Here is a 25,776-nt window from a genome sequence, read left to right on the forward strand (position 1 = left end):
AAATCTATTTTTCGTTATACTGTAGAGGACAAATGCCTTCGGATAGGGGGACAAAAAGGAAGATGCAGATCATTCAACATGTCACCGTCATGCAAGTATTAACTGAAAGCAGTAAGGACAAACTGTTAACGACTTTTTTGGAGAAAAAAGAAAGACTAGAACGTGAGTGCAATCAACTATATTTTCAACTAAAAAAGCATGAAAAAGAACCACATCAGCAAGAAGCCATCCCTCAATTTCAAAAAGCCATTGAAAAAAGACAAGAGAAAATGAGGCAAATTGACTTTCAAGTCGAGCAGCTGCATATCTTGCCTCTTGGCAGTGAAATGAAAGAAACAGAAGTGGATGCGCTGATTGAAGTGAAAATAGGTGATAAATGGGATGACAAAATGCAAGACAATGTCATCGTCGTGAAAGACGGCACCATTGTGGAAATACGTCAGGGGTGATTGAGAACATGGAGCTAGAATGGTTGAATGTCGGAAAGATCGTCAATACACATGGAGTGCGCGGAGAAGTACGTGTTGTGTCAAAGACTGATTTCCCAGAAGAACGCTACAAAAAAGGCAGCGTCCTTTATATTTTCAAACAAAATCAAAAAGAACCGCTAAAAGTGACTGTCGCATCACATAGACAGCACAAACAATTTGATTTACTGACATTTGAAGAAGTCGGCTCGTTAAATGAAGCTGAGCAATTAAAAGAGTCGATTTTAAAAGTAGAAAAAGAACATCTTGGCTCATTAGATGAAGGGGAATTCTATTTCCACGAAATCATCGGCTGTGAAGTATATGATGAAGAGGACAAACTGATTGGTCAAATCAAAGAGATTTTAACGCCAGGGGCAAATGATGTATGGGTGGTTGGAAGAAAAGGCAAAAAAGATGCCCTCATCCCTTATATTCCATCTGTCGTCAAAACAGTTGATATTTCATCCAAGAAAGTACACATTGAAGTGATGGAAGGACTCATTGACGAATGAAAATTGACTTTTTAACACTGTTTCCTGAAATGTTTGAAGGAGTGCTTCACTCATCGATCTTAAAAAAAGCTCAGGAAAAAGATGCGGTCTCGTTTGATGTCGTGAATTTTAGGGAGTATTCCGATCATAAACATAAAACAGTGGATGACTATCCGTATGGCGGCGGTGCTGGCATGGTTCTGAAAGCACAGCCTGTATTTGATGCGGTAGAAGATTTAACGAAAAAAGCAAACAAGAAGCCCCGCATTATTCTTGTCTGTCCTCAAGGAGAAAGATATACACAAAAGAAAGCAGAAGAGCTTGCAAAAGAAGAGCATCTTATGTTCATTTGCGGCCACTATGAAGGCTACGATGAGCGCATCAGGGAGCATCTTGTCACAGATGAAATCTCAATCGGAGATTTCGTTCTCACAGGCGGAGAGCTGCCGGCGATGATGATTGCAGACAGTGTGGTCAGGCTTTTGCCTCATGTGCTTGGAAAAGAAGCGTCTCATATCGAAGATTCATTTAGTACAGGTCTGCTTGAGCATCCGCACTATACAAGACCAGCTGATTATAAAGGATTGAAAGTACCAGATGTGCTTCTCTCTGGAAATCATGCCAAAATTGAAGAGTGGCGGCGTAAAGAATCGTTGAAGCGAACCTATACAAGACGGCCAGATTTGATCGATTCTTGCAAAACATTAACGGATGAAGAAAAAAGATGGCTTTGGCAGCTTCATAATGACTAGATTGTATTGCACAAGGTATACAGGTGTGGTATGATACTACTTGTGACTTGGACGGCTTGCCGATTCAAGTTTGAAAACGATGTTCCGCTGCAATGAAGAAAGAGGACATGAGCATCTGTTGGAAGGAGTTGAAAACGATGCAACAATTGATTGAAGAAATCACAAAAGAACAATTACGCACTGATCTTCCTGCGTTCCGTCCTGGTGACACTTTACGTGTACACGTGAAAGTTGTCGAGGGTACTCGTGAGCGTATCCAGATCTTTGAAGGTGTTGTAATTAAGCGTCGTGGTGGTGGAATCAGCGAAACTTTCACAGTTCGTAAGATCTCTTACGGTGTAGGCGTTGAGCGTACATTCCCTGTACACACACCAAAAATCGCTAAGATCGAAGTTGTACGTCACGGTAAGGTACGTCGTGCGAAACTTTACTACCTACGTGAACTTCGCGGTAAAGCGGCTCGTATCAAAGAAATCAGACGATAATGATATCAAAGGAAAGAGCTTGTTACCTGTAACAGGCTCTTTTTTTGTACAATGTATAGAGACAACCGTTAGAAGAGAGAAGGTGCACATATGACAATTCAATGGTTTCCAGGCCATATGGCAAAAGCAAGACGGGAAGTCACAGAAAAATTAAAGCTCATCGACATCGTATTTGAATTAACCGATGCAAGAATTCCGATGTCCTCTAGAAACCCAATGATTGAAGAAATCCTCCAAAACAAACCGAAAATTATGCTTTTGAACAAAGCAGATAAAGCAGATCCTCGTATGACAAAAGAGTGGCAGGCACACTTTGAAGCGCAAGGCGTAAGGTCACTTGCCATTAATTCTGTCGATGGACAAGGGTTAAATCAAATCATTACGACATCAAAAGAAATCTTAAAAGAAAAGTTCGATCGAATGAAAGCAAAAGGTGTTAAGCCGCGTGCCATTCGAGCTTTGATTATCGGAATTCCCAATGTCGGCAAATCAACGCTGATCAATCGGTTGGCAAAGAAAAATATTGCGAAAACAGGAGATCGACCTGGTATTACGACGTCACAACAATGGGTGAAGGTCGGAAAAGAACTTGAACTGCTCGATACCCCCGGAATTCTCTGGCCGAAATTTGAAGATGAACAAGTAGGTCTTAGGCTGGCCGTCACTGGAGCGATTAAAGACTCAATCATCAACTTGCAGGATGTCGCTGTGTATGCGCTCCGCTTTTTAGAAGAGCACTATCCAGAGCGGTTAAAAAAACGCTATGATTTAGCAGAAATACCTGAAGATACAGTTGAGCTGTTTGATGCCATTGGCACAAAACGCGGCTGTCTGATGAGTGGAGGATTCATTAATTACGACAAAACGACCGAAATCATTATTCGGGATATTCGAACGGAAAAATTTGGTCCCCTCACTTTTGAGAAGCCTGAAAGCTAAAAGACACGCAGCTCATGCGGGTCTTTATTTTTTGCGAAAAACTGCCGATATAAAGAAGGAGGCTGCGGAAAAGCCAATGTACACGGTCAAACAAATAAAAGAATTAATAGAACAACATGCTGACGACGAGTCATACATTCGTGAACTATTGAAAGACGATACAAGAAAAAGTGTCCAGAAACTGATGGACAAATGGAACAAAGAGAGAGAAAAACAGCAAGAACTGCATGCAGCATGGAAGCAAATGCTGCAATTTGAAACCAAAGCAAGAGCGCAAGGATACACTTGTATTGCAGGCATAGATGAAGCAGGAAGAGGACCACTTGCTGGCCCAGTTGTTGCGGCAGCTGTGATATTAAAAGAAGATACCGTCCTACTCGGTTTAAATGATTCAAAACAGCTATCTGAGAAAAAAAGAATGACCTATTATGAGCTCATTCAAAAGGAAGCACTCGACATCGGCATCGGCATTGTTGATGCGGCAACGATTGACGAAATGAATATATACGAAGCATCAAGACTGGCGATGGTGAAGGCTGTAAAGCAGCTCACTCACACACCTGATTATCTACTCATAGATGCGATGACGCTCCCGCTTCCTACTCAACAGGAGAATATCATCAAAGGAGATGCTAAAAGCGCATCCATCGCAGCTGGTGCATGTATTGCCAAAGTGACAAGGGACAAAATGATGGAAGAGTATGGACGCCAGTACCCTGAGTATCAATTTGAAAAACATAAAGGGTATGGAACGAAAGAGCACCTGGCTGCCATTCAAACACATGGCGCCACACCTATCCACCGGTTATCATTTGCACCAGTGAAATCTGTTATTTCATAAATATTTTGACACAAGGAGGCTGCCTGTGATGACAAGAGTTGAAGATATACATACTGCACTGAATAGTCGGCTGAATACGGCAGAATCTGTTCCGCTTAACACGGAAGGAAAGGAAAATATTCACCGGCTCATTCTCGGCAAAGTACTGAAAATGCTTGGTGATGATACAGCACTTGTTCAAATAGGTTCGACCAAAATCAAAGCGCAGCTAGCGGCTCAGCTCAAAGCCGATTCTTTCTACTGGTTCCAATTAGAACAAGAAGGTGGAGGCAGTCTGAGTAAATTAAGACCTGTTCAGCAATTTGACCAAGATCCTAAAACATTAAAGGATGCCGCAGCTAAACTACTAGAAGGTCTGTCGCTTAAAAATGGACTTGAACAAATGTTAACAGCTACAGCCTTTTTAAAAGAAAAACCGGTCATCAACGAAGCAGAGTTAAAAACGGCAGTAAAATGGATTGAACAACTTCAAGGCGCGGATATCAAAAAAGGTCTGCAAGCACTTCTTTTTGCTTTAAAGAAAGATTTGCCGATTCAGCAAGGAGTGCTCCAATCAATATTAGCGATGAAATCCCCCTCTGCACTTCATCAAGATGTGACAGCACTGCTAGATCGATTAACACAGCTTCCGAAGCAAACAGAAGCCACACAGGCTCTTACACAGGCCGTTCGTACGGTTGTAAATGCTGAGACAATTGTTCATGCAGAAAAGCTCTTATCGGTGCTTCTAGGAGCAAAAGAAGGTCAAACGAAGCAAGGAGAAAGCTTGCCGCAGCTGCAGCCTCATGTCAATCCGGCTCAGCAAACAAAGCAGAGCCAGCCCGCCGCTATACAAGGGCGGCAGGTGGATACAGTGAATCAGAACAGCGTGCAGCAATTATTAAGTCCAAAACAGCTCCCGCTTCAGCAAATAGAACGCATTCTGACAAGCATCACAAAGCAAGGCACAGACGGACAGCAGCAGCTTGATGTAAAACAACTCACATCACTGGTTCAAGCAGTCCAGCAGGCAGGGCCACAGGCTGACGCAAAGGCAGCCGTGCTTCAAAAGGAATTTCCGTTTCTTTCAAAAACAGAGGCGAACGCATTGGTAAAGGTCATTCAGCAGACTGAACCAGCATTAAGCAATAAAACCGATGTACTCGATTTACTGATGACGATGAAAAAAGCGATAGGTGTACGAGATGAAATCGGGATGCTGAAATTACTGGAAAAGGGCAGCCAAGATGTCAAAAGCCAAGAGCTTCACCAATTAAAGATGGTTTTAAATGATGCAAGGCAAGCTGATGTTCCGGAACCCGTAAAAAAAGAAATGGATCAATTATTCCATAGATTAAATGGGCAGTTACTAGTGCATCAGGAAAACCAAACAGTTAGTCAAATGATGGTTTCTTACCCTCTTTTCTCAAAACATAGTGTTCAAGATTTAACCTTTATTCTAAAAGGGCATAAGAAAAAAGATGGCTCTATTGATATTTCTCAGTGCCGTTTAATGTTTTATTTAAACATGGAGAACTTAGAAGAAACGTTAATAGACTGTACGATTCAGCAAAAAGTGATGTCAATTACAGTCGAGACGGCTCACGAACTTCAAGGGACCATTAATCCAATGATTCCAGCTGTTCGAGAGAATTTAAATGCCCTAGGGTATAGTTTAACGGGGATTACAGCGAAAAAGAGAGAAGAGCCAATTGATCCGTCTGACTTTCTAGATGAACACTTTCATAAAATCAGCGAGAAAGGGCTGGACTTACGAGTATGAAAGATTCAAAACCGCTTAGAAGAGCGGTCGCTCTACACTATGATGAAGAAAAACAAAAGGCGCCAAAAGTCGTTGCAACAGGCAGCGGCTATGTGGCTGATCATATTATTGAAGAAGCTCAAAAAGCTGGCGTCCCTATCCAAGAAGACCGTAATTTAGTAGAACTGATGCGCCACTTAACGCTCGATGAGGAAATCCCAGAAGCGTTATACGATACTGTAGCAGAAATATTTTCATTTATCTATCGGTTGGATCAAAAAATGAAAAAATAAGGTAAAATAAGTGTTTTGACTGAAAAATTTATATTTTTAATAAAATAAAAGTTTGAATGTTTAGAAGGATTTTACGATTTTACATAGAACCCTAGACATTCTCTTTTTTATTCTTTAAAATGAAAGCGCAGTCTATTTTATAATTTTTGTTTCTACATATGTTGGGAGGATGGGAAATGAATATCCATGAGTACCAAGGAAAAGAAATCCTAAGAAAATATGGGGTTTCAGTTCCAAATGGTAAAGTAGCATTTACACCTGATGAAGCAGTGAAAGCATCAGAAGAGCTAGGAAGCTCTGTATATGTCGTAAAAGCACAGATTCATGCAGGCGGCCGTGGTAAAGCAGGTGGGGTAAAAATTGCAAAAACAAAAGATGAAGTGAAAGGGTTTGCAGAGGAATTGCTCGGCAAGACACTTGTCACACATCAAACTGGGCCTGAAGGGCGCGAAATAAAACGCTTACTTATTGAAGAAGGCTGCGATATTCAAAAAGAGTACTATGTAGGACTCGTTTTGGATAGAGCGACATCAAGAATTGTTTTGATGGCTTCTGAAGAAGGCGGTACTGAAATTGAAGAAGTAGCAGAAAAAACGCCAGAAAAAATCGTGAAAGTGGTCATCGACCCAGCGATTGGTCTCCAAGCCTATCAGGCGAGAGAAGTTGCGTTTAAAATTAATATTCCAACAAAATTAGTTGGTCAAGCTGTTAAGTTTATGACAAGCCTTTACAATGCGTTTATTGAAAAGGATTGTTCAATTGCCGAGATAAATCCTCTTGTTGTAACAGGTGATGGAAAAGTCATGGCACTTGATGCAAAATTAAACTTTGATAGCAATGCCTTATATAGACAAAAAGATATATTAGAATACCGTGACCTTGATGAAGAAGATCCAAAAGAGATTGAAGCATCTAAATATGACCTAAGCTACATTTCTCTAGATGGGAATATTGGCTGTATGGTGAATGGAGCAGGCCTTGCGATGTCTACAATGGATATCATCAAGCATTACGGCGGGGACCCTGCAAACTTCCTTGATGTTGGCGGCGGTGCAACTGCTGAAAAAGTAACGGAAGCATTTAAAATCATCTTATCTGATCAAAATGTCAAAGGGATTTTCGTGAACATTTTTGGCGGCATCATGAAATGTGATGTCATCGCAGAAGGTGTTGTTGAAGCGACGAAACAAGTCGGCTTAACATTACCACTCGTTGTACGTCTTGAAGGAACAAACGTTGAATTAGGGAAGAAAATCCTGAGTGATTCAGGCTTAAATATCACTTCTGCTGAGTCTATGGCTGACGGGGCAGAAAAGATTGTATCTTTAGTCAAGTAGAGCAGAAAGGCAGGGAACCTAAATGAGTGTATTTATTAATAAAAATACGAGAGTAATTGTTCAGGGGATTACCGGTTCAACCGCTTTATTCCATACAAAACAAATGATTGAGTATGGAACAAATATCGTTGGCGGTGTCACACCTGGAAAAGGTGGAACTGAAGTAGAGGGAGTTCCTGTATTTAATACTGTATCTGAAGCAGTACAGACAACTGGAGCAAATGCTTCTGTTATCTATGTACCAGCACCATTTGCAGCAGACGCCATTTTAGAGGCTGTTGATGCAGAAGTGGATCTAGTGATTTGTATCACAGAACACATTCCAGTTCTGGATATGGTTAAAGTGAAACGCTACATGGAAGGTAAGAAGACAAGACTTGTTGGACCGAACTGTCCTGGCGTGATTACACCTGAAGAATGTAAAATTGGCATCATGCCTGGCTACATTCATAAAAAAGGTCATGTTGGTGTTGTGTCTCGTTCTGGAACGCTTACATATGAAGCGGTACATCAGCTTTCAGAGGCTGGTGTTGGTCAGTCAACAGCTGTAGGAATTGGCGGAGACCCTGTCAATGGCACGAACTTTATTGATGTATTAAAAGCCTTCAATGAAGATCCTGAAACGCATGCTGTGATCATGATTGGTGAAATCGGTGGTACTGCTGAAGAAGAAGCAGCTGAATGGGTAAAAGCAAATATGACCAAGCCGGTTGTTGGCTTTATTGGCGGTAAAACAGCGCCTCCAGGAAAACGTATGGGACATGCTGGTGCCATTATTTCTGGTGGTAAAGGAACTGCTGATGAAAAAGTAAAAACAATGCGTGAATGTGGAATTGAAGTGGCAGAGACACCATCTGTCATGGGAGAAACCTTAATTAAAGTGTTAAAAGAGAAGAATCTCTTCGAAGCTTGTAAAACGCATTAATGACACAAGAAGACTTGTTCTTTGACAAGTCTTCTTCTTTCTATCTTAAACTGGAGGAATGGTATGTACAACGTGTCCGAAAGAATGATTTTTCACCGCTTAAAAGGCCTCATCTCACCCTCTTTGTTAACAAAATGGTGGAAAGTCGATCCTGAGCTATATATAAATGAAGAAACACATCATTTCAAACAGGATCGATCATTACAAAAGATCGACTTTACCCGCTTACAACAAGCTGAAGAAAATGAATTCCCCATTTTTCAACACATCGTTCAAGCCTATTTAAAGCAAAATATTCACATGATTCCCATCACATCACCTTTATATCCCAGCTCACTAAAACACATTTATGATCCTCCCCCAGTATTATTCCTAAAAGGAAACGTTACCTATTTAAATGAAGAAAAAAGTTTAGGTGTAGTAGGTACACGAGTGCCATCCTCTTATGGAGAAGCGTGCGTGAAGAAAATTGTTGGAGAACTTGTAGAGGAAGATTGGATGATTGTGAGTGGTTTAGCAAAAGGAATTGATGGACTTGCACACAAAGAGTGCATAAGAAAAAAAGGAAAAACGATTGGTGTTGTAGCTGGCGGCTTTCAACATGTATATCCAAAAGAACATGTGCAAATGGCTCAATATATGGGAGAACATCATTTACTGTTGTCAGAGCATCCGCCTTATATCAAACCAGAAAAATGGCATTTTCCAATGAGAAACCGATTAATTAGTGCCCTGACAAGAGGAACCATCGTGGTCCAGTGCAAAGAAAAGAGCGGTTCGCTTATTACAGCCTACCAGGCATTAGAGCAAGGAAAAGAAGTGTTTGCTGTTGCAGGATCGATCTTTGATTCTAATTCTATAGGTCCAGCTAGACTGATTCAGCAAGGTGCCAAGCTTGTTCATTCAACGAAGGATATTTTAGAGGAATTCTCCTTGAGTGGTGTTCAATATACTGAACTCCCATAAAAATATCGTTTGACAAAAGACATCGGAATATTTAATAATAGTGAGGATTTAAGTTTACACTTTGTTTTTCGTGTTTATAATGATATTCATCATAAAGAATTTTTAACGATTGCCTGTTAGATAGGTGCAATTAACATAAATATAATTTGTGAAATGGATAAAGAGAGAACACCTCTTAAGGGGGATTTTGAGTATGGCTGATTATTTAGTCATCGTTGAGTCGCCAGCAAAGGCGAAAACGATTGAGCGTTATTTAGGAAAAAAGTATAAAGTAAAGGCTTCAATGGGGCACGTAAGGGATTTACCGAAAAGTCAGCTTGGTGTTGACACTGAGCATGACTTCGAACCGAGATATATTACGATTCGAGGAAAAGGTCCAGTCTTAAAAGAATTAAAAACAGCAGCGAAAAAAGCAAAAAAAGTATATCTCGCAGCTGACCCCGATAGAGAGGGAGAAGCGATTGCTTGGCATTTAGCCCACAGCCTTGACCTTGACCTCTCTTCAGATTGCCGCGTTGTCTTTAACGAGATTACAAAAGATGCAATTAAAGATTCCTTTAAACATCCACGTATGATCGATATGGACTTGGTTGATGCGCAGCAGGCAAGACGAATCTTAGATCGTCTCGTTGGATATAAAATCAGCCCAATTTTATGGAAGAAAGTCAAAAAGGGCTTAAGCGCCGGTCGTGTTCAATCAGTTGCACTTCGCCTGATTATTGACCGCGAGAATGAAATTAATGAATTCAAACCAGAAGAATACTGGACAATTGATGGTACCTTCCTAAAAGGGAAAGAAAGCTTTGAAGCGAGTTTCTTTGGCGTAAATGGCAAAAAACATCCGCTAAAAACAAAAGAAGATGTAAAAGAAATCCTTTCGAAATTAAAAGGAAGCAAGTTTTCTGTTGAAAAAGTGACGAAAAAAGAACGTAAACGCAACCCAGCTGTTCCGTTTACAACATCTACCTTACAACAAGAGGCAGCGAGAAAACTAAACTTCCGTGCGAAGAAAACGATGATGATTGCACAGCAATTATATGAAGGAATTGATCTTGGTAAAGAAGGTACAGTAGGTCTCATTACATATATGAGAACGGACTCAACACGTATTTCCAATACGGCTATTGAAGAAGTATCTGCTTTCATTGATCAAACGTATGGCAAGAATTTCTTGAATGCAACAAAACGTACTGCCAAAAAGAATGAAAATGCACAGGATGCTCACGAAGCCATCCGTCCGACTTCTACGCTAAGAAAACCAGCAGATGTCAAACACGTGCTAAGCAGAGATCAGCTTCGTCTTTATAAATTGATTTGGGAACGTTTTGTGGCAAGCCAAATGGCACCAGCTGTTCTTGATACAATGAGTGTGGATCTTGAAAATAACGAGCTTACTTTCCGTGCAAATGGAAGTAAGGTGAAATTCCCTGGATTTATGAAAGTATATGTTGAAGGGAAGGACGACCAGTTAGAAGAAAAGGACAAAATGCTTCCTGATCTGAAAGAGGGAGATACCGTTCTTTCAAAAGATATTGAACCAGAGCAGCACTTCACGCAGCCGCCTCCACGCTACACTGAGGCAAGACTTGTCAAAACCCTTGAAGAGCTGGGTATCGGCCGCCCATCGACGTATGCACCAACATTAGATACCATTCAAAAGCGCGGCTACGTGGCACTTGATAACAAACGGTTTATTCCAACAGAGCTTGGAGAGATTGTGCTCAACTTAATTATTGAATTCTTCCCTGAAATCATTAACGTAGAATTTACTGCGAAAATGGAAAAAGAACTTGATAGCGTTGAAGAAGGTACGATTGAATGGGTACGCATTATCGACAGTTTCTATCAAGATTTTGCAAAACGGGTAGAAAAAGCAGAAGCAGAGATGCAGGAAGTTGAGATCGAGCCTGAATACGCCGGAGTTGATTGCGAAGAGTGTGGTCATCCAATGGTGTACAAAATGGGGAGATACGGTAAGTTCATGGCATGCTCTAATTTCCCTGACTGCCGTAACACAAAACCAATTGTCAAAGATATTGGTGTCAAATGCCCGACTTGTCACGAAGGAAATATCGTTGAACGGAAATCTAAGAAGCGCCGCATTTTTTACGGTTGCGATCGTTTTCCAGAGTGTGAATTCGTCTCTTGGGACAAACCAATTGAAAGAAAGTGTCCAAAATGCGAAAATATGCTTGTAGAGAAAAAGCTGAAAAAAGGCATTCAAGTTCAATGTGTGAACTGTGATTATAAAGAGGAACAACAAAAATAGCGGTGAGCAGCCTTGTTCACCTGCTTTTTTATGTCATCAAATAGAACTTACGAAATAGGAGAGTTGTACAATGAGTCAATTTGTAAATGTGATCGGAGCAGGTTTAGCAGGAAGTGAAGCGGCATGGCAAATTGCCAAGCGCGGAATTAAAGTTCATCTGTATGAAATGAGACCTGTTAAACAAACACCAGCTCACCACACTGATAAATTTGCGGAGCTCGTATGCAGTAACTCATTGCGTGCGAACGCTTTAACAAACGCAGTAGGTGTACTAAAGGAAGAAATGCGTCATTTAGACTCAGCAATCATCGCAGCAGCAGATGAAAGCTCGGTTCCTGCTGGTGGAGCGCTTGCAGTAGATCGTCATGAATTTGCAGCTAACGTCACAGACCGCGTGAAAAATCACCCGAATGTGACGGTCTTTCAAGAAGAAGTGCAAAGCATTCCAGAAGGTCCGACGATTATCGCAACGGGTCCTCTAACATCAGAAGCACTTTCAAAAGAATTAAAATCCTTAACAGGTGAAGAGTATTTATATTTCTACGATGCAGCAGCGCCGATCCTCGAGAAAGACAGCATCGATATGGATAAAGTGTACTTGAAATCACGTTATGATAAAGGGGAAGCGGCTTATTTAAACTGTCCGATGACAGAAGAAGAATTCGATCGTTTTTATGAGGCGCTCATTTCTGCTGAAACTGTGCCGTTAAAAGAGTTCGAAAAAGAAATCTTCTTCGAAGGCTGTATGCCCATTGAAGTCATGGCCAAAAGAGGGAAAAAAACCATGCTCTTTGGCCCGATGAAACCAGTTGGACTTGAAGATCCAAAAACAGGGAAAAGACCTTACGCTGTTGTTCAATTAAGACAGGATGATGCAGCAGGTACTTTATATAATATTGTTGGGTTCCAAACTCATCTGAAGTGGGGCGATCAAAAGGAAGTATTCCGTTTGATTCCAGGTCTTGAAGAGGCAGAGATTGTTCGCTATGGTGTGATGCACCGTAATACATTTATTAACTCGCCAAGCCTTCTAAAACCGACGTATCAATTTAAAAATAGAGACGACTTATTCTTTGCCGGACAAATGACTGGTGTTGAAGGATATGTTGAGTCCGCGGCTTCAGGACTAGTGGCTGGAATCAACGCAGCTCGTTTTGTTAAAGGAGAAGAGCTTGTGACACTTCCAGAAGAAACAGCGATTGGCAGTATGGCTTACTACATCACATCAACAAACAAGAAAAGCTTCCAGCCGATGAATGCAAACTTTGGCTTGCTGAAAGATCTTGGCGTTCGAATTAAAAACAAACAAGAGCGCTATGCAGAGTACGCTAAACGCGCAATCGAAACTATTCAAACTATTTCGAAATCTCTGTAGTAAAACATTGCACGGGAAGCAAGATATGTGATACCATTTAAAAGCCTTAAAGAGGTGTAAAAATGACAGATAAACAGCGTCTTGTCCACTTATTCATTGAATATTTGCAGATTGAAAAGAACTATTCAGCTTTAACGATCTCGGGTTATACTGAGGCGATTGAAGAGTTTGTCAGATTTATGAACATTCAAGGAATAGACGGTTTTGAAGAGGTATCCTATCAAGATACGAGAATTTATTTAACAGAAGCTTATGAAAAAGGCCTTACAAGAAGAACGATTAGTAAGAAAGTCTCTGCACTTCGCAGCTTTTATAAATTTTTATTAAGAGAACAGCTTGTGAAAGAAAATCCTTTTTTACTCGTTAGCTTACCAAAGCAGGATAAGCGAATTCCTTCATTTTTGTATGAAGAGGAACTAAAAGAGCTATTTACAGTTTCTGATGTAAATACACCGCTTGGTCAAAGAAATCAAGCCATATTAGAACTTCTTTATGCAACAGGTATGAGGGTCAGTGAGTTATGTTCATTAAAAGAATCTGATCTTGATTTATCGATGGATACAGTGCTTGTTCATGGGAAAGGCAGCAAACAACGGTATGTACCTTTCGGCTCTTATGCACATGAAGCGCTCTCCACATATTTAGAGGATGGAAGGCAGAAGCTGAAAGTGAAGGGAAAGGATCGTGCTGATTCACATGTGTTTTTGAATCAGCGCGGAGCTCCTCTTACAGACAGAGGCGTTCGATTCATTCTAACTGAATTAATGAAAAAGGCGTCTGGCACATTACATATCCATCCTCACATGTTAAGGCACACCTTTGCTACGCATCTTTTAAACGAGGGAGCGGATTTAAGAAGTGTTCAAGAACTTCTCGGTCACTCAAATTTATCATCAACACAGGTGTACACACATGTATCAAAAGATTCTTTAAGAAAAACGTACATGTCTCATCATCCAAGGGCTTTTAAACGATCCTAAAAGGAGGTTTTTTCATGTCATCATTTCATGCAACCACAATCTTTGCCGTTCAACATAAAGGAAAAAGTGCGATGGCTGGAGACGGTCAAGTCACTTTTGGGCAGGCTGTCGTCATGAAACACACAGCAAAAAAAGTGCGCCGTCTTTTCGGAGGCAAAGTACTCGCAGGTTTTGCTGGTTCAGTTGCAGATGCATTTACACTCTTTGAGAAGTTTGAAACGAAGCTTGAAGAATACGGTGGTAACCTAAAACGAGCAGCTGTAGAACTGGCGAAAGAATGGCGAAGTGACAAGATGCTCAGACAGCTTGAGGCCATGCTGATCGTCATGAATAAAGAAAGCATCCTGCTCGTATCTGGAACAGGAGAGGTCATCGAGCCAGACGATGGCATTTTGGCTATCGGGTCAGGCGGTAACTATGCGCTTAGCGCCGGGAGAGCACTCAAAAAACATGCAGGTGACCATCTCTCAGCTCGAGAGATTGCAAAGGCGGCTCTTGAAACGGCCGGAGAAATCTGTGTCTACACGAACGATCAAATCACTTTAGAAGAGCTTGAATAGAAAGGACATGAGACGTATGGAGAAAAAGCCGTTCACCCCAAGAGAGATAGTTGAAAAGCTCGATCAGTACATTATTGGTCAGCTTGATGCGAAAAAAGCAGTGGCGGTGGCTTTAAGAAACCGTTACAGAAGAAGTCTTTTACATGATAAGCTAAAGGATGAAGTCGTTCCTAAAAACATCTTAATGATTGGTCCGACAGGTGTGGGGAAAACAGAAATTGCCCGCAGAATTGCAAGGATTTCTGGTGCACCTTTCATTAAAGTGGAAGCGACGAAGTTTACTGAAGTTGGATATGTCGGACGTGACGTAGAATCAATGGTCAGAGATTTAGTGGAAACAGCAATCAGACTAGTCAAAGAAGAGAAAATGAAGGATGTTCAAGAAGAAGCGGAAAAACAAGCAAACAAACGGCTTGTTCATCTACTTGTTCCTGGAAAGAAAAAAAGTCAGTCTGTGAAAAATCCTTTTGAGATGCTGTTTGGTAGTTCTGATGCTGATGAAAGTGATCGAGATCACTCAAGTGAAGAAGTAGAGCTTGAGTCGACGAGAAAACGCATTGCGCACCAGCTGGCGATGGGTGAACTTGAAGACCATTACGTCACGATTGAAGTCGAAGAGCAGCAGCCTTCCATGTTTGATATGCTTCAAGGCTCGGGTATGGAGCAAATGGGTATGAACATGCAGGATGCGCTTAGCAATCTCATGCCTAAAAAGAAAAAACGCAGAAAGCTGACCGTCAGAGAAGCGAGAAAAGCGTTAACTGCTGAGGAAGCTTCAAAACTGATTGATATGGATGAAGTCGGTCAGGAAGCCGTGCAAAAAGCAGAGCAGCAAGGAATAATCTTTATCGATGAGATTGATAAAATTGCCAAAAGCGGTGGTGCATCGTCTGCAGATGTTTCTCGTGAAGGGGTTCAACGTGATATTTTACCGATTGTAGAAGGTTCCACTGTGATGACGAAGTATGGGGCTGTGAAAACAGATCATGTTCTATTTGTAGCAGCAGGCGCTTTTCATATGGCGAAACCCTCGGATTTGATTCCAGAGCTTCAAGGGCGCTTCCCAATCCGTGTAGAATTAGATAAATTAAGTATAGAAGACTTTGTGAAAATCTTAACGGAACCAGATAACGCGTTATTAAAGCAATATAAGGCTTTACTTGAAACAGAAGGTATATCTCTTGAATTTTCTGACGATGCTATTCATAAGATTGCCGAAGTGGCTTATCACGTCAATCAGGAGACGGATAACATCGGTGCAAGAAGGCTTCACACCATACTTGAGAAGCTGCTAGAAGAGCTCTCATTTGAGGCGCCTGATATTACAATGGAAACAGTGACCATTACCCCTCAGTATGTAGAAGAGAAGCTAGGAAAGATTGCAAATAATAAAGACTTAAGTCAATTTATACTTTAACAAATGAATAAAGTAATCTAGGAGGATCATTATTATGGCGTTACTACAAAAAACAAGGATTATTAACTCGATGCTGCAAGATGCAGCGGGGAAGCCGGTTAATTTTAAAGAAATGGCAGAAACATTGAGAGATGTCATTGATTCAAACATTTTCGTATTAAGCAGAAGAGGGAAGCTTCTTGGCTACTCCATTAACCAGCAGATTGAAAATGCACGTATGAAAAAAATGCTGGAAGATCGTCAGTTCCCTGAAGAATATACAAAAAGCTTATTCAATGTCCCTGAAACATCTTCAAACCTTGACATCAACAGTGAGTACACAGCTTTCCCGATTGAGAACCGTGATTTATTCCAATCAGGTTTGACAACGATTGTACCAATCATCGGAGGCGGAGACCGCTTAGGGACGTTAATCCTTTCTCGTTTGCAAGATACATTCACAGATGATGATTTAATTCTTGCTGAATACGGCGCAACAGTTGTTGGAATGGAGATTCTTCGCGAGAAAGCGGAAGAAATTGAAGAAGAAGCAAGAAGTAAAGCGGTTGTTCAAATGGCAATCAGCTCTCTTTCATATAGTGAGCTTGAAGCGATTGAGCATATCTTTGAAGAACTTGATGGAAACGAAGGGCTGCTTGTGGCAAGTAAGATTGCTGACCGTGTAGGAATCACTCGTTCAGTGATCGTAAACGCACTTCGTAAATTAGAAAGTGCAGGCGTTATTGAATCTCGTTCTCTTGGAATGAAGGGAACATACATCAAAGTGTTAAACAACAAATTTTTAATTGAACTTGAAAATTTAAAATCTCACTAATCAAAAAAACCCTTTTCGGCCGAAATAAATGCTGAAAAGGGTTTTTTTGTATAAAAAATGAGGATTTGTCCGAAAAATGACACTCTTTTTTCCAAGAAACCCCTTACAATTCTGTAGTGCTTTGAATCTAGGTCTTTATACCTATTCGTAAAATAGATATATATTACGAGTTTTTTTTACAATTACATCATAGACTTTAATCCTATTATTTCTTACAATGAACATATGGTTTTACAAATCTCGACATGATTAAATGGAATGAAATACATATGATTGGAGGTATATGGTTTTGGATATATTTTCTGGAACGATAAGTAACCTTGAGAATGCCTTGGGCAGAGCGAACGTTAAGCAAAAAGTCATAAGCAATAATATCGCGAATATAGACACACCGAACTACAAGTCTAAAAAAGTTGCATTCCACGACATGCTAAATGATGCGTCAATCAAATTAGATGCTAAAAAAACATACCAAGGTCACATTGATTTCTCTAAAACAGGGTCTAATTATTCAGTTGTTTCGAGTAACCGTACTTCTTATCAAGAAAACGGAAATAATGTCGATATTGATCAAGAGATGAGTGAACTCGCTAAAAACCAAATTCAGTATAATGCGTTGGTTGAAAGAATGAGCGGAAAGTTCAATTCTCTTAAAACAGTTTTGACAGGAGGTAAGTGATGTCGATTTTTTCAGGCGTGAACGCTTCGGCCTCAGCATTAACAGCACAGAGGCTCAGAATGGACGTTGTATCCTCTAACCTTGCGAATATGGATACAACAAGAGCTAAACAGGTTGATGGCAAGTGGGAGCCTTATAGACGCAAGCTCGTCACATTACAGCCGTCAGGTGAATCATTTTCATCTATATTGAACTCAAGCATGAATTCGAGCGGCAAATTAGGAAACGGCGTCAAAGTAACAAAAATTACTGAAGACGAAACTCCATTCAACCTTCAATATGATCCTACAAATCCCGATGCCAATGAAAATGGATATGTTCAAACACCAAACGTTGATCCATTAAAGGAAATGGTTGATCTCATCAGCAGCTCAAGGTCATATGAAGCAAACGTGACTGCGCTGAATGCGAATAAAAGCATGCTGATGAAAGCTTTAGAAATAGGAAAGTAAGGTGAAAAGAATTGGTTAACGCAATATCTCCTTTCCAGCTTCAAACCGCTCAGCAAGCAAGTGAATTGACGAATGCATCGTCTGTGCAGGCGGCTGCACCTAAAAGTCAAACGAATTTCTCTGATGTGCTGAAGAATTCCATTGAGGCATTAAATCAATCACAGCTGAAATCAGACCAGTATACGAATGCTCTCGCACAAGGGAAAGATGTCAATCTCGATGAAGTCATGATTGCTTCACAAAAAGCGAGTGTGACACTCACAGCTGCAACCGAGTTTCGGAATAAAGCAGTCGAAGCGTACCAAGAGATTATGAGAATGCAGATGTAGGAGGTGCTGGTGGACAAAAAATAGACTGAATGGAATGACCGGGGGTTAAGATGAATCGTACTTTAATGCAATTAAGAACAAAAACAGTTGAGTTTTGGCGAAATCGATCAAAATTACAAAAAATACTCATGATTGGCGGCGTAGCTGCCCTAGCAATCATTATTACGGTTGTTAGCATCTTTGCTTCTTCTGAAAAAATGGTTCCGTTGTTTAGAGATTTGTCTGAGGCAGAAGCAGGACAAATCAAACAGGAACTGGATGGCAAAAACGTTAAATCGGAACTTGCAAATAACGGAACGACGATTTTAGTTCCAGAAAAGCAAGCAGACACTTTAAAAGTAACACTTGCATCAGAAGGACTTCCTAAAACGGGGAATATTGATTACTCCTTCTTTGCGAACAATTCCGGCTTCGGTTTAACAGATAATGAATTTGATGTTCTGAAAGTAGACGCAACTCAGACAGAACTATCCAATCTGATCAACACGATTGATGGGATTAAAGATTCAAAGGTTATGATTAACCTGCCAAAAGATTCCGTTTTTGTTGGAGAAGAGCAAAGTAATGCATCAGCATCAATTGTGCTGCAAGTTCAACCAGGCTACACGCTTACTCAGCAACAAGTAAAAGGCCTTTATCATCTTATTTCAAAAAGTGTGCCGAATTTAAAAACAGAAAACATTGTCATTATGGACCAAGATTCCAACTACTATGACTTAAACAGCAGCTCAGATTCCTATGCAAGTGGAATGGATGCACAGCAGCAGAAAAAAGAGGAGATTGAAAAGAATCTTCAACGAAAAATTCAACAGCTACTTGGAACGATGATGGGTCAAGAGAAAGTTGCCGTATCGGTCACTACAGACATTGATTTTACTGAAGAAAAAAGAAAAGAAGATCTTGTCGAACCAGTTGATCAAGAAAACATGCAAGGAATTGCTGTCAGCGCTGAAAAGATTGCTGAAACTTATTCAGGCAATGGCGCAGCAGCTGGAGGCACCGCTGGAACAGGTGACGATGATGTCACAAATTATCAAGGTGCCGATGGAACGAATGGAAGCGGAGATTACGAAAAGAGCGAAGATCGTATCAATTATGAAGTCAACCGCATTCATAAAGATATCAAAGAAAGTCCTTATAAAATCAGAGACGTTGGCATTCAGGCACTGGTTGAACCGCCTACTGCAAACGATCCGAACTCATTAACTGCTGAAAGGCAGGATGATATCAAAAAAATTCTTTCAACCATCATCAGTACATCGATTGATAAAGAATACACAAACGGTCAAGCGCTCACTCAAGCTGACTTAGATAACAAAATCGTTTTATCTGTATCAAAATTAGACGGTAAACAGCAAACGGCAGCAGAAAACCCTTCAAACAATATTCCAATTTGGGTTTATATTGTTGGCGGTGTGCTACTACTTGCCATTATCGCTCTCATTATCCTTCTCGTACGTAAGAGAAGAAAAGATGAGGAAGAAGAGTTTGAGTTTGATGAACGTACACCAATTCATGTTCCTGATATCGATACTGAGCCAGAAACAGAAGAAATGGTGAGAAAAAATCAGCTTGAAAAAATGGCAAAAGATAAACCAGAAGACTTTGCTAAATTGCTACGCAGCTGGCTGTCCGAGGATTAGGAGGAATACACATGTCGAGAAAAGATCCAAATCGACTAACAGGCAGACAAAAAGCAGCAATCCTAATGATTTCCTTAGGGCTAGACGTGTCAGCATCTGTATACAAACATCTGTCTGAAGACGAAATAGAAAAATTAACATTAGAAATTTCAAATGTAAGAAGTGTAGATACTGCTAAAAAAGATGAGATCATCGAAGAATTTCACAGCATTGCCATCGCGCAGGACTACATATCACAAGGTGGTCTTATGTACGCAAGACAAGTGCTTGAAAAAGCGCTTGGTGAGGACAAAGCGGACAGCATCTTAAATCGCTTAACATCCTCACTTCAAGTGAAACCATTTGATTTTGCTAGAAAGGCTGACCCAGAGCAAATTTTAAACTTTATCCAGCATGAGCATCCACAAACCATTGCGCTCATTCTTTCCTACCTAGATCCAGTACAGGCTGGACAGATTTTATCTGAGTTAGGCGAGGAAGTACAAACCGAGGTTGCAAGAAGAATTGCTTTAATGGACCGCACATCTCCAGAGATCATCAATGAGGTTGAACGTATTCTTGAACAAAAGCTCTCTTCAACCTTTACGCAAGATTATACCCAAACGGGCGGAGTCGAAGCGGTAGTCGAAGTCCTGAATGGTGTAGACCGTGCAACGGAGAAAACCATTTTAGATACACTGGAAATTCAAGATCCTGAGCTTGCTGATGAAATTAAGAAACGTATGTTTGTCTTTGAAGACATTGTCACTCTTGATAGCAGAGCCATTCAGCGCGTGATTCGAGATGTTGAAAATGACGATTTACTACTTGCACTCAAAGTGGCAAGCGAAGAAGTCAAAGAAATTGTCTTCCGCAACATGTCGCAGCGTATGGTCGAAACGTTCAAAGAAGAAATGGAGTTTATGGGACCTGTCCGGCTTAGAGATGTCGAGGAAGCACAGACTCGTATTGTCAGCATCGTAAGACGACTTGAAGAGGCTGGAGAAATCGTCATAGCTCGAGGTGGAGGAGACGATATCATTGTCTAGGATTATCAAACATGAAACATCTGTTATTCCTGAACAAGGCCGTCAAACCATTCCCTTGCAGCAAGTGGAATTCAAAAGAGAACATCACGAAGAAGAGCTTGTCAACGAAACAGAAGCATCTCAACTTGTATTAAGTGATGCACAAGATGAAGCAAGCCGTATTTTAGAACAAGCAAATCGTGAGCTGGAACAAACAATGGCTGAAATCAATCAGCGGCGAGCTGATTTTGAAGCAGAAAGAGTACAGCTCATTGAAGAAGCGAAACAAACAGGATATCAAGATGGTTTTCAAAAGGGCGAAGCAGATGCGACTTTACAGTATCAATCGATTCTTGATCAAGCGAATGACATTGTCAGCCTTGCAAAGCAGGACTATGAAGCAAAAATCGAAAGCTCTGCTGAAGAAATTGTCGAACTTGCCTTTGAGCTCGCTAAACGAGTATGGAACGCAGCTGAGGACACAAAAGAACAATTTTTAACGCTAGTGAAGCAGGTCATTTCAGAAGTGAAAGAATATGACGATATTTCCATCTATGTCGACCCTGCACATTACGAACATGTGATGGAATATAAAGACGAATTAAATAGAATCCTTCAAAAGAATACACATCTTGCCATTTACTCGGATGAAAAAGCACCAAAAGGTACTTGTTACGTCGAAACAAGCTTTGGAAAAGTGGAAGCGAGTGTTGATACCCAAATGAATCAGTTAAAAGAAAAGTTATTAGAAGTCATTGATTCAGGTGATCACAAATGAACATAGATGTGCTAAAAGAAACGATTGAAACCGCCGATCCTTATAAACGTTTTGGTAAAGTCAATCGAGTTGTTGGACTGATGATCGAGTCCAAGGGGCCAGAAAGCTCAATCGGTGATGTATGTCTTATTCACAAAAAAGGGAGTAAGAATCATCCGATCAAAGCAGAAGTCGTTGGTTTTAAAGATGAAAACATTCTGCTCATGCCCTATGTAGAAGCCTCTAACATCTCACCAGGCAGTCTTGTTGAAGCAACAGGTGAGTCGTTAAAGGTCAAAGTAGGAACTGGTTTAATCGGGCAGGTTGTTGATGCCTTCGGTGATCCACTGGATGGCAGCATGCTTCCTAAAGGACTTGCACCTGTCTCAACAGAACAATCTCCTCCAAACCCGATGGACAGACCGCCTATTCGTGAAAAAATGGGCGTTGGTGTCAGAGTGATCGACAGCTTGCTCACAGTCGGCACTGGTCAAAGAATTGGCATATTCGCGGGAAGCGGTGTTGGTAAAAGTACCTTGATGGGGATGATTGCCAAGCAGACAGAAGCGGATCTCAATGTCATTGCACTTGTTGGAGAGCGTGGACGTGAAGTTCGCGAGTTTATCGAAAAAGATTTAGGAGCTGAAGGACTGAAGCGTTCGATTGTTGTTGTCGCAACTTCAGATCAGCCCGCACTGACAAGATTAAAAGCAGCCTATACAGCAACAGCTATTGCCGAATATTTCAGAGACAGAGGAAAAAATGTCATGTTTATGATGGATTCTGTCACAAGGGTCGCCATGGCACAGCGGGAAATAGGACTTGCAACCGGTGAACCGCCAACAACAAAAGGATATACGCCTTCAGTGTTCGCTATACTGCCAAAATTGCTAGAACGAACTGGTACAAATCAACTTGGTTCCATCACAGCGTTTTACACAGTGCTTGTTGATGGTGACGATATGAATGAGCCGATCGCTGATACAGTGCGGGGGATTTTAGATGGCCACATAGTACTTGATCGTGCATTGGCCAACAAAGGACAGTTTCCAGCTGTCAATATTCTGAAAAGTATCAGTCGTGTCATGAGTAATATCGCAAGTCATGATCATAAGGAAGCGGCTAACCGGTTCCGCCAGCTTTTATCCACATATCAAAACGCTGAAGACCTCATTAACATTGGAGCATATAAAAAAGGCTCCTCTAAAGATATTGATGAGGCCATGCAAGCTTACCCACAACTGATTTCATTTTTGAAGCAGGACGTTGAAGAGGCTGTATCGATTGAAGACAGCGTGAGGATATTGCTCAGTTTGATGAATAGAGAGGATTGACAAAAACAGTGAGATATCAATACAAATTTCAAAAGCTCTTAGAATTGAAAGAAAGTGAAAAAGACAAATCACTCGCAGCGTATCAACAATCCGTTTCGGCATTTGAGCAAGCCGCTGAAAAACTCTATGAAAATATGAGTAAAAAAGAGCTAATGGAAAAGAGCAAAGAAGAAAAGCTGAGAAGTGGGATGAGTGTTCAAGAAATGCGTCATTATCAGCAATTTGTGACGAACTTAGATAACACCATTCATCATTATCAGCAGCTTGTGATCATGAAACGCCATCAAATGAATGAAAAACAATCTGATTTAACTGAAAAAAATATTGAGTTTAAAAAGTTTGAAAAAATGAAAGAAAAGCAATTTGAAAAGTTCTCCCTTGAACATAAGGCAATTGAAATGAAAGAAATGGATGATATCTCTATCAGCCAATTCATGTTTCAAGGACATTAGGAGTCGAGATGAATGCCTAAGAAGGAAAAAACAAAGGAATCAAGTGGCGGCGGTAAATTTCAATGGATCTTGTTTATTGTCATTATCCCATTGGTTGTGCTTGTGATCGTGACGGGCACAATCCTTTATATGGCGGGTTATGATCTAAAGAAACCGCTCCAAAACATTCCGGGGATTAGCAGCTTGGTTGGATCAGATGACACATCAAAAACGTCATCTTCAAATAACGATCAACGTGATACAGAGTTGAAAGCGTTGAAAAAGACGATTAAAGAACAAGAGAATGAACTTGAAATTGCTCAAAAAGACTTGAAGACAAGTGATGAAGAGATTAAACGATTGAATCAAAAAATCAATTCACTTGAAAAAACATCTGATAAAGAGAACACGTCAGCAAGTGACAGTTCATCAAACAGTACATCATCAAGTAATAACGCATCAGGATCTTCCTCTGATTCGTCAGCATCTTCTAATCAGCAATCAAAAGGAAAGGTCGCCAGCATTTATGAAAGCATGGATGCAGGGAAATCTGCCAAAATTTTATCAGAGCTAAGTGATAAAGAAGCTTTGAAGATCCTTGAAGAACTGAGTAAAAATAAGCTGACGGACATATTAGCAAAACTGACACCTCAGAAGGCAGCAACGTTCACGAAGGAGCTTGCCAAAAAAGAAGAAAGTGAAAATGGGGGTGGACAATAAGTGAAGCTATTGGACATTGGAGCCTTACAGCAATCTTCCCAAAGTCTCTCGGGACTAAAGGGAGAGGGGGCAGTATCTGCTCGCGGCCTGTTTAAACAATTGTTAAATGGCGCAGGTATTCAAAGTGGTCCAGCTATTTCTCAACCAGCGGAAATCACTCTATCCATGAATGATGCGATGCAAATCATTGAAAGATGGATGCAATCACCTGAAGAAGGAATAGATGGAGATCTTCTTACGGCACTTCAGGCGCTGCAAGGTCAAAAGCTTGAAGGGGCTGACTTAAAGTCACTTGAAGAGCTATTTCAAAAGATGGAATCGGTTATCTATGGCGATCAGGATGAGAAGCCAGTTGCTGAACATAGTGAACAGCTCATACAAGTCCACTTTTTCTTATATCAAATACTGAATCAGCAGCCGGTGAGCTTTGATGCAAAACTTGTACAGAATATCCAAGCAAAAGGTGAAGATTTCATCAAGTTTCTAACGAAAAACGGAGCAGATGAAAAGCTCATTCAACAAGTAAAAGAGCAGTTCTTCTCGCAAGGATCGGCACCTAAGCTGAATAATATGTCGCAAAGCGAGCTGAAACACTTTAATCAGTTAATCGATCATATGATGGCGAATGCGAAAGGGTCAGATAAAGAGTGGAAAATTTCCTTAGGAGAGTTAAAAGAAATGGTTGCTCCAAGGCAAGAATCTTCCTTCTCATCTCCAGCAAAAGGTGCTGCCTCACTTGAATGGCTTATGAAAAAAGAAGTCACCAAAGGTCAAGGCACTACGGCACCTGCTTCTGAAAAAACAATCACCCATACGCTGCTTCCAGGGCATAAACAGTTCTTCCAACTGCAATCAGCTGCTCCTGTGCAGCAGACGCAAACAACTGACGAAAAGCCAGGCACGGTTGATCAGCAGATTTTAAATACGTGGAAACAAATGAAGTTCACACCATTTGGCAATTCAAGCGGACGGTTTACCGTACGATTAAATCCAGAAAATCTAGGGTTTATTACCATCCAGCTAACGAAACAAAACGGGATGTATGCGAGTAAAATTACAGCTTCAACGCAAGCAGCAAAAGAGCTGCTCGAGCATCATCTGCCGCAGCTCAAGCAGGCGCTACCGAATATGTCGGTTCAAGTTGACCGTTTCCATATACCGCTTCAGTCAAATGAGCAGCCGTCTTTTGGACAATTTAATGAGGAAGGCAAGCAGCAGCCATCAAAAGGACAAAGTTTCCAGCAGCCTGATGAACAGGAAGCTGAATTCCAAGATGTACTAGATGCGCTTGTTGGATCAGAAGAAGAAGAGGAGGAGATCTAATGGCAACTGTTGATGCGACGAATAGAACAGCCGCACAAGCGGACACTTCTTCAAACGCAGCAAAGAAAACAGATACACTTGGCCGAGATCAGTTCTTGAAAATCTTGCTTACGCAGCTTCAAAACCAAGATCCGACAAACCCGATTGATGACCGTGAGTTTGTCACACAGCTTGCAACATTTTCTTCTTTAGAACAGCAAATGAATATGAACGAATCTATCACTCAAATGAATCAGATCATGTCTACATTTGTTGCACACCAGGATCCATTTACGACATATGTAGGATGGATTGGTAAAGAAGTAGCGGGCAAACAAGATGATAAAGACATATCTGGCACTGTGAAGTCTGTGAAAAACATAAACAATGAATACTTCCTATATTTAGAAGATGGAACGAAAATCAGCCCATGGGATGTTACAACTGTTGGAGAAAAATCGTAAGCA

28 protein-coding genes are annotated in these 25,776 nt (G+C 40.8%); all 28 read left to right on the forward strand.

The genetic code is table 11. The features are described from left to right. Positions 1-62: 62 nt before the first annotated feature. The gene (locus ACTJJD_RS05730; RefSeq protein ID WP_008344839.1) at positions 63-449 is read left to right on the forward strand and encodes a YlqD family protein; all 387 of its coding nucleotides are present in this window, start codon (positions 63-65) and stop codon (positions 447-449) included. Positions 450-457: 8 nt separating this feature from the next. Next, positions 458-982 carry a ribosome maturation factor RimM gene (rimM, locus tag ACTJJD_RS05735; protein ID WP_007499637.1) on the forward strand — a complete coding sequence of 175 codons (525 nt, stop codon included), beginning with the start codon at positions 458-460 and terminating at the stop codon, positions 980-982. Further along, positions 979-1,713 carry a tRNA (guanosine(37)-N1)-methyltransferase TrmD gene (trmD, locus tag ACTJJD_RS05740; protein ID WP_007499635.1) on the forward strand — a complete coding sequence of 245 codons (735 nt, stop codon included), beginning with the start codon at positions 979-981 and terminating at the stop codon, positions 1,711-1,713. Before rimM ends, trmD begins: the two co-directional genes overlap by 4 nt. 137 nt (positions 1,714-1,850) lie before the next feature. After that, positions 1,851-2,198, forward strand: coding sequence for a 50S ribosomal protein L19 (gene rplS / locus ACTJJD_RS05745; protein ID WP_008344834.1), 348 nt, complete (start codon positions 1,851-1,853; stop codon positions 2,196-2,198). Between the two features lie 90 nt (positions 2,199-2,288). Further along, positions 2,289-3,137: a ribosome biogenesis GTPase YlqF gene (ylqF, locus tag ACTJJD_RS05750; RefSeq protein ID WP_007499632.1), complete on the forward strand. Its 849-nt coding sequence runs from the start codon at positions 2,289-2,291 to the stop codon at positions 3,135-3,137. A 76-nt stretch (positions 3,138-3,213) separates the two neighbouring features. Further along, positions 3,214-3,978 (forward strand): ribonuclease HII, encoded by a 765-nt coding sequence (locus ACTJJD_RS05755; protein ID WP_193804275.1) that lies wholly within the window; start codon positions 3,214-3,216, stop codon positions 3,976-3,978. 28 nt (positions 3,979-4,006) lie between these two features. Beyond that, positions 4,007-5,740 (forward strand): glycosyltransferase, encoded by a 1,734-nt coding sequence (locus ACTJJD_RS05760; RefSeq protein ID WP_440608173.1) that lies wholly within the window; start codon positions 4,007-4,009, stop codon positions 5,738-5,740. Next, positions 5,737-6,012 carry a FlhB-like flagellar biosynthesis protein gene (locus tag ACTJJD_RS05765; RefSeq protein WP_008344827.1) on the forward strand — a complete coding sequence of 92 codons (276 nt, stop codon included), beginning with the start codon at positions 5,737-5,739 and terminating at the stop codon, positions 6,010-6,012. The genes ACTJJD_RS05760 and ACTJJD_RS05765 overlap by 4 nt, the downstream gene beginning before the upstream one ends. Positions 6,013-6,188: 176 nt before the next feature. Further along, positions 6,189-7,349: an ADP-forming succinate--CoA ligase subunit beta gene (gene sucC / locus ACTJJD_RS05770; RefSeq protein ID WP_008344824.1), complete on the forward strand. Its 1,161-nt coding sequence runs from the start codon at positions 6,189-6,191 to the stop codon at positions 7,347-7,349. 22 nt (positions 7,350-7,371) lie between these two features. Beyond that, positions 7,372-8,274: a succinate--CoA ligase subunit alpha gene (sucD, locus tag ACTJJD_RS05775; RefSeq protein WP_007499624.1), complete on the forward strand. Its 903-nt coding sequence runs from the start codon at positions 7,372-7,374 to the stop codon at positions 8,272-8,274. Positions 8,275-8,337: 63 nt separating this feature from the next. Beyond that, complete coding sequence (gene dprA, locus ACTJJD_RS05780; RefSeq protein ID WP_041090524.1) at positions 8,338-9,240, forward strand: DNA-processing protein DprA; 903 nt, start codon at positions 8,338-8,340, stop codon at positions 9,238-9,240. Positions 9,241-9,433: 193 nt separating this feature from the next. Beyond that, the gene (gene topA, locus ACTJJD_RS05785; protein WP_242731999.1) at positions 9,434-11,509 is read left to right on the forward strand and encodes a type I DNA topoisomerase; all 2,076 of its coding nucleotides are present in this window, start codon (positions 9,434-9,436) and stop codon (positions 11,507-11,509) included. 70 nt (positions 11,510-11,579) lie between these two features. After that, a complete protein-coding gene (trmFO, locus tag ACTJJD_RS05790; RefSeq protein ID WP_007499618.1) occupies positions 11,580-12,884 on the forward strand; it encodes an FADH(2)-oxidizing methylenetetrahydrofolate--tRNA-(uracil(54)-C(5))-methyltransferase TrmFO in 1,305 nt (434 codons plus the stop codon). A 62-nt stretch (positions 12,885-12,946) separates the two neighbouring features. Beyond that, positions 12,947-13,864, forward strand: coding sequence for a tyrosine recombinase XerC (gene xerC, locus ACTJJD_RS05795; RefSeq protein ID WP_007499616.1), 918 nt, complete (start codon positions 12,947-12,949; stop codon positions 13,862-13,864). A 14-nt stretch (positions 13,865-13,878) separates the two neighbouring features. Further along, positions 13,879-14,424, forward strand: a complete 546-nt coding sequence (gene hslV, locus ACTJJD_RS05800; protein WP_007499614.1) for an ATP-dependent protease subunit HslV — start codon at positions 13,879-13,881, stop codon at positions 14,422-14,424. Between the two features lie 16 nt (positions 14,425-14,440). Next, the gene (hslU, locus tag ACTJJD_RS05805; protein WP_039166692.1) at positions 14,441-15,841 is read left to right on the forward strand and encodes an HslU--HslV peptidase ATPase subunit; all 1,401 of its coding nucleotides are present in this window, start codon (positions 14,441-14,443) and stop codon (positions 15,839-15,841) included. 34 nt (positions 15,842-15,875) lie between these two features. Then, positions 15,876-16,655: a GTP-sensing pleiotropic transcriptional regulator CodY gene (gene codY, locus ACTJJD_RS05810; RefSeq protein ID WP_007499612.1), complete on the forward strand. Its 780-nt coding sequence runs from the start codon at positions 15,876-15,878 to the stop codon at positions 16,653-16,655. Between the two features lie 289 nt (positions 16,656-16,944). Next, a complete protein-coding gene (flgB, locus tag ACTJJD_RS05815) occupies positions 16,945-17,334 on the forward strand; it encodes a flagellar basal body rod protein FlgB (RefSeq protein WP_017359092.1) in 390 nt (129 codons plus the stop codon). Then, positions 17,334-17,786 (forward strand): flagellar basal body rod protein FlgC, encoded by a 453-nt coding sequence (gene flgC / locus ACTJJD_RS05820; RefSeq protein ID WP_007499610.1) that lies wholly within the window; start codon positions 17,334-17,336, stop codon positions 17,784-17,786. Before flgB ends, flgC begins: the two co-directional genes overlap by 1 nt. Positions 17,787-17,797: 11 nt before the next feature. Then, positions 17,798-18,115: a flagellar hook-basal body complex protein FliE gene (gene fliE, locus ACTJJD_RS05825; RefSeq protein ID WP_007499609.1), complete on the forward strand. Its 318-nt coding sequence runs from the start codon at positions 17,798-17,800 to the stop codon at positions 18,113-18,115. 50 nt (positions 18,116-18,165) lie between these two features. Further along, entirely contained in the window at positions 18,166-19,758 is a 1,593-nt protein-coding gene (gene fliF / locus ACTJJD_RS05830) for a flagellar basal-body MS-ring/collar protein FliF (protein ID WP_024720350.1), read from the forward strand. An 11-nt stretch (positions 19,759-19,769) separates the two neighbouring features. Beyond that, positions 19,770-20,786 (forward strand): flagellar motor switch protein FliG, encoded by a 1,017-nt coding sequence (fliG, locus tag ACTJJD_RS05835; protein ID WP_008344808.1) that lies wholly within the window; start codon positions 19,770-19,772, stop codon positions 20,784-20,786. Continuing rightward, positions 20,779-21,543, forward strand: coding sequence for a flagellar assembly protein FliH (gene fliH / locus ACTJJD_RS05840; RefSeq protein WP_017359090.1), 765 nt, complete (start codon positions 20,779-20,781; stop codon positions 21,541-21,543). Before fliG ends, fliH begins: the two co-directional genes overlap by 8 nt. Then, a complete protein-coding gene (gene fliI, locus ACTJJD_RS05845) occupies positions 21,540-22,856 on the forward strand; it encodes a flagellar protein export ATPase FliI (RefSeq protein ID WP_008344803.1) in 1,317 nt (438 codons plus the stop codon). The genes fliH and fliI overlap by 4 nt, the downstream gene beginning before the upstream one ends. Positions 22,857-22,864: 8 nt before the next feature. After that, positions 22,865-23,308: a flagellar export protein FliJ gene (gene fliJ, locus ACTJJD_RS05850; protein WP_024720352.1), complete on the forward strand. Its 444-nt coding sequence runs from the start codon at positions 22,865-22,867 to the stop codon at positions 23,306-23,308. A 12-nt stretch (positions 23,309-23,320) separates the two neighbouring features. Continuing rightward, positions 23,321-24,007, forward strand: a complete 687-nt coding sequence (locus ACTJJD_RS05855; protein ID WP_017359089.1) for a MotE family protein — start codon at positions 23,321-23,323, stop codon at positions 24,005-24,007. Further along, positions 24,008-25,330, forward strand: coding sequence for a flagellar hook-length control protein FliK (fliK, locus tag ACTJJD_RS05860; RefSeq protein WP_440608174.1), 1,323 nt, complete (start codon positions 24,008-24,010; stop codon positions 25,328-25,330). It begins immediately after the preceding gene. After that, a complete protein-coding gene (gene flgD / locus ACTJJD_RS05865; protein WP_041507305.1) occupies positions 25,330-25,773 on the forward strand; it encodes a flagellar hook assembly protein FlgD in 444 nt (147 codons plus the stop codon). Before fliK ends, flgD begins: the two co-directional genes overlap by 1 nt. Positions 25,774-25,776 lie beyond the last annotated feature (3 nt).

This window comes from Bacillus sp. 22446, from assembly GCF_052044955.1.
GTDB lineage: Bacteria > Bacillota > Bacilli > Bacillales > Bacillaceae > Bacillus > Bacillus altitudinis.

What these genes read in the sequence shown, in the direction of transcription:
- fliF (WP_024720350.1), top strand. Translation starts at nt 18,166, where the DNA reads ATGAATCGTACTTTAATGCAATTAAGAACAAAAACAGTTGAGTTTTGG.
- hslV (WP_007499614.1), top strand. Translation starts at nt 13,879, where the DNA reads ATGTCATCATTTCATGCAACCACAATCTTTGCCGTTCAACATAAAGGA.
- ACTJJD_RS05765 (WP_008344827.1), top strand. Translation starts at nt 5,737, where the DNA reads ATGAAAGATTCAAAACCGCTTAGAAGAGCGGTCGCTCTACACTATGAT.
- sucD (WP_007499624.1), top strand. Translation starts at nt 7,372, where the DNA reads ATGAGTGTATTTATTAATAAAAATACGAGAGTAATTGTTCAGGGGATT.
- rimM (WP_007499637.1), top strand. Translation starts at nt 458, where the DNA reads ATGGAGCTAGAATGGTTGAATGTCGGAAAGATCGTCAATACACATGGA.
- trmFO (WP_007499618.1), top strand. Translation starts at nt 11,580, where the DNA reads ATGAGTCAATTTGTAAATGTGATCGGAGCAGGTTTAGCAGGAAGTGAA.
- dprA (WP_041090524.1), top strand. Translation starts at nt 8,338, where the DNA reads ATGTACAACGTGTCCGAAAGAATGATTTTTCACCGCTTAAAAGGCCTC.
- ACTJJD_RS05730 (WP_008344839.1), top strand. Translation starts at nt 63, where the DNA reads ATGCAGATCATTCAACATGTCACCGTCATGCAAGTATTAACTGAAAGC.
- codY (WP_007499612.1), top strand. Translation starts at nt 15,876, where the DNA reads ATGGCGTTACTACAAAAAACAAGGATTATTAACTCGATGCTGCAAGAT.
- hslU (WP_039166692.1), top strand. Translation starts at nt 14,441, where the DNA reads ATGGAGAAAAAGCCGTTCACCCCAAGAGAGATAGTTGAAAAGCTCGAT.
- ACTJJD_RS05855 (WP_017359089.1), top strand. Translation starts at nt 23,321, where the DNA reads ATGCCTAAGAAGGAAAAAACAAAGGAATCAAGTGGCGGCGGTAAATTT.
- ylqF (WP_007499632.1), top strand. Translation starts at nt 2,289, where the DNA reads ATGACAATTCAATGGTTTCCAGGCCATATGGCAAAAGCAAGACGGGAA.
- sucC (WP_008344824.1), top strand. Translation starts at nt 6,189, where the DNA reads ATGAATATCCATGAGTACCAAGGAAAAGAAATCCTAAGAAAATATGGG.
- flgD (WP_041507305.1), top strand. Translation starts at nt 25,330, where the DNA reads ATGGCAACTGTTGATGCGACGAATAGAACAGCCGCACAAGCGGACACT.
- fliG (WP_008344808.1), top strand. Translation starts at nt 19,770, where the DNA reads ATGTCGAGAAAAGATCCAAATCGACTAACAGGCAGACAAAAAGCAGCA.
- ACTJJD_RS05755 (WP_193804275.1), top strand. Translation starts at nt 3,214, where the DNA reads ATGTACACGGTCAAACAAATAAAAGAATTAATAGAACAACATGCTGAC.
- fliI (WP_008344803.1), top strand. Translation starts at nt 21,540, where the DNA reads ATGAACATAGATGTGCTAAAAGAAACGATTGAAACCGCCGATCCTTAT.
- flgC (WP_007499610.1), top strand. Translation starts at nt 17,334, where the DNA reads ATGTCGATTTTTTCAGGCGTGAACGCTTCGGCCTCAGCATTAACAGCA.
- xerC (WP_007499616.1), top strand. Translation starts at nt 12,947, where the DNA reads ATGACAGATAAACAGCGTCTTGTCCACTTATTCATTGAATATTTGCAG.
- ACTJJD_RS05760 (WP_440608173.1), top strand. Translation starts at nt 4,007, where the DNA reads ATGACAAGAGTTGAAGATATACATACTGCACTGAATAGTCGGCTGAAT.
- topA (WP_242731999.1), top strand. Translation starts at nt 9,434, where the DNA reads ATGGCTGATTATTTAGTCATCGTTGAGTCGCCAGCAAAGGCGAAAACG.
- rplS (WP_008344834.1), top strand. Translation starts at nt 1,851, where the DNA reads ATGCAACAATTGATTGAAGAAATCACAAAAGAACAATTACGCACTGAT.
- trmD (WP_007499635.1), top strand. Translation starts at nt 979, where the DNA reads ATGAAAATTGACTTTTTAACACTGTTTCCTGAAATGTTTGAAGGAGTG.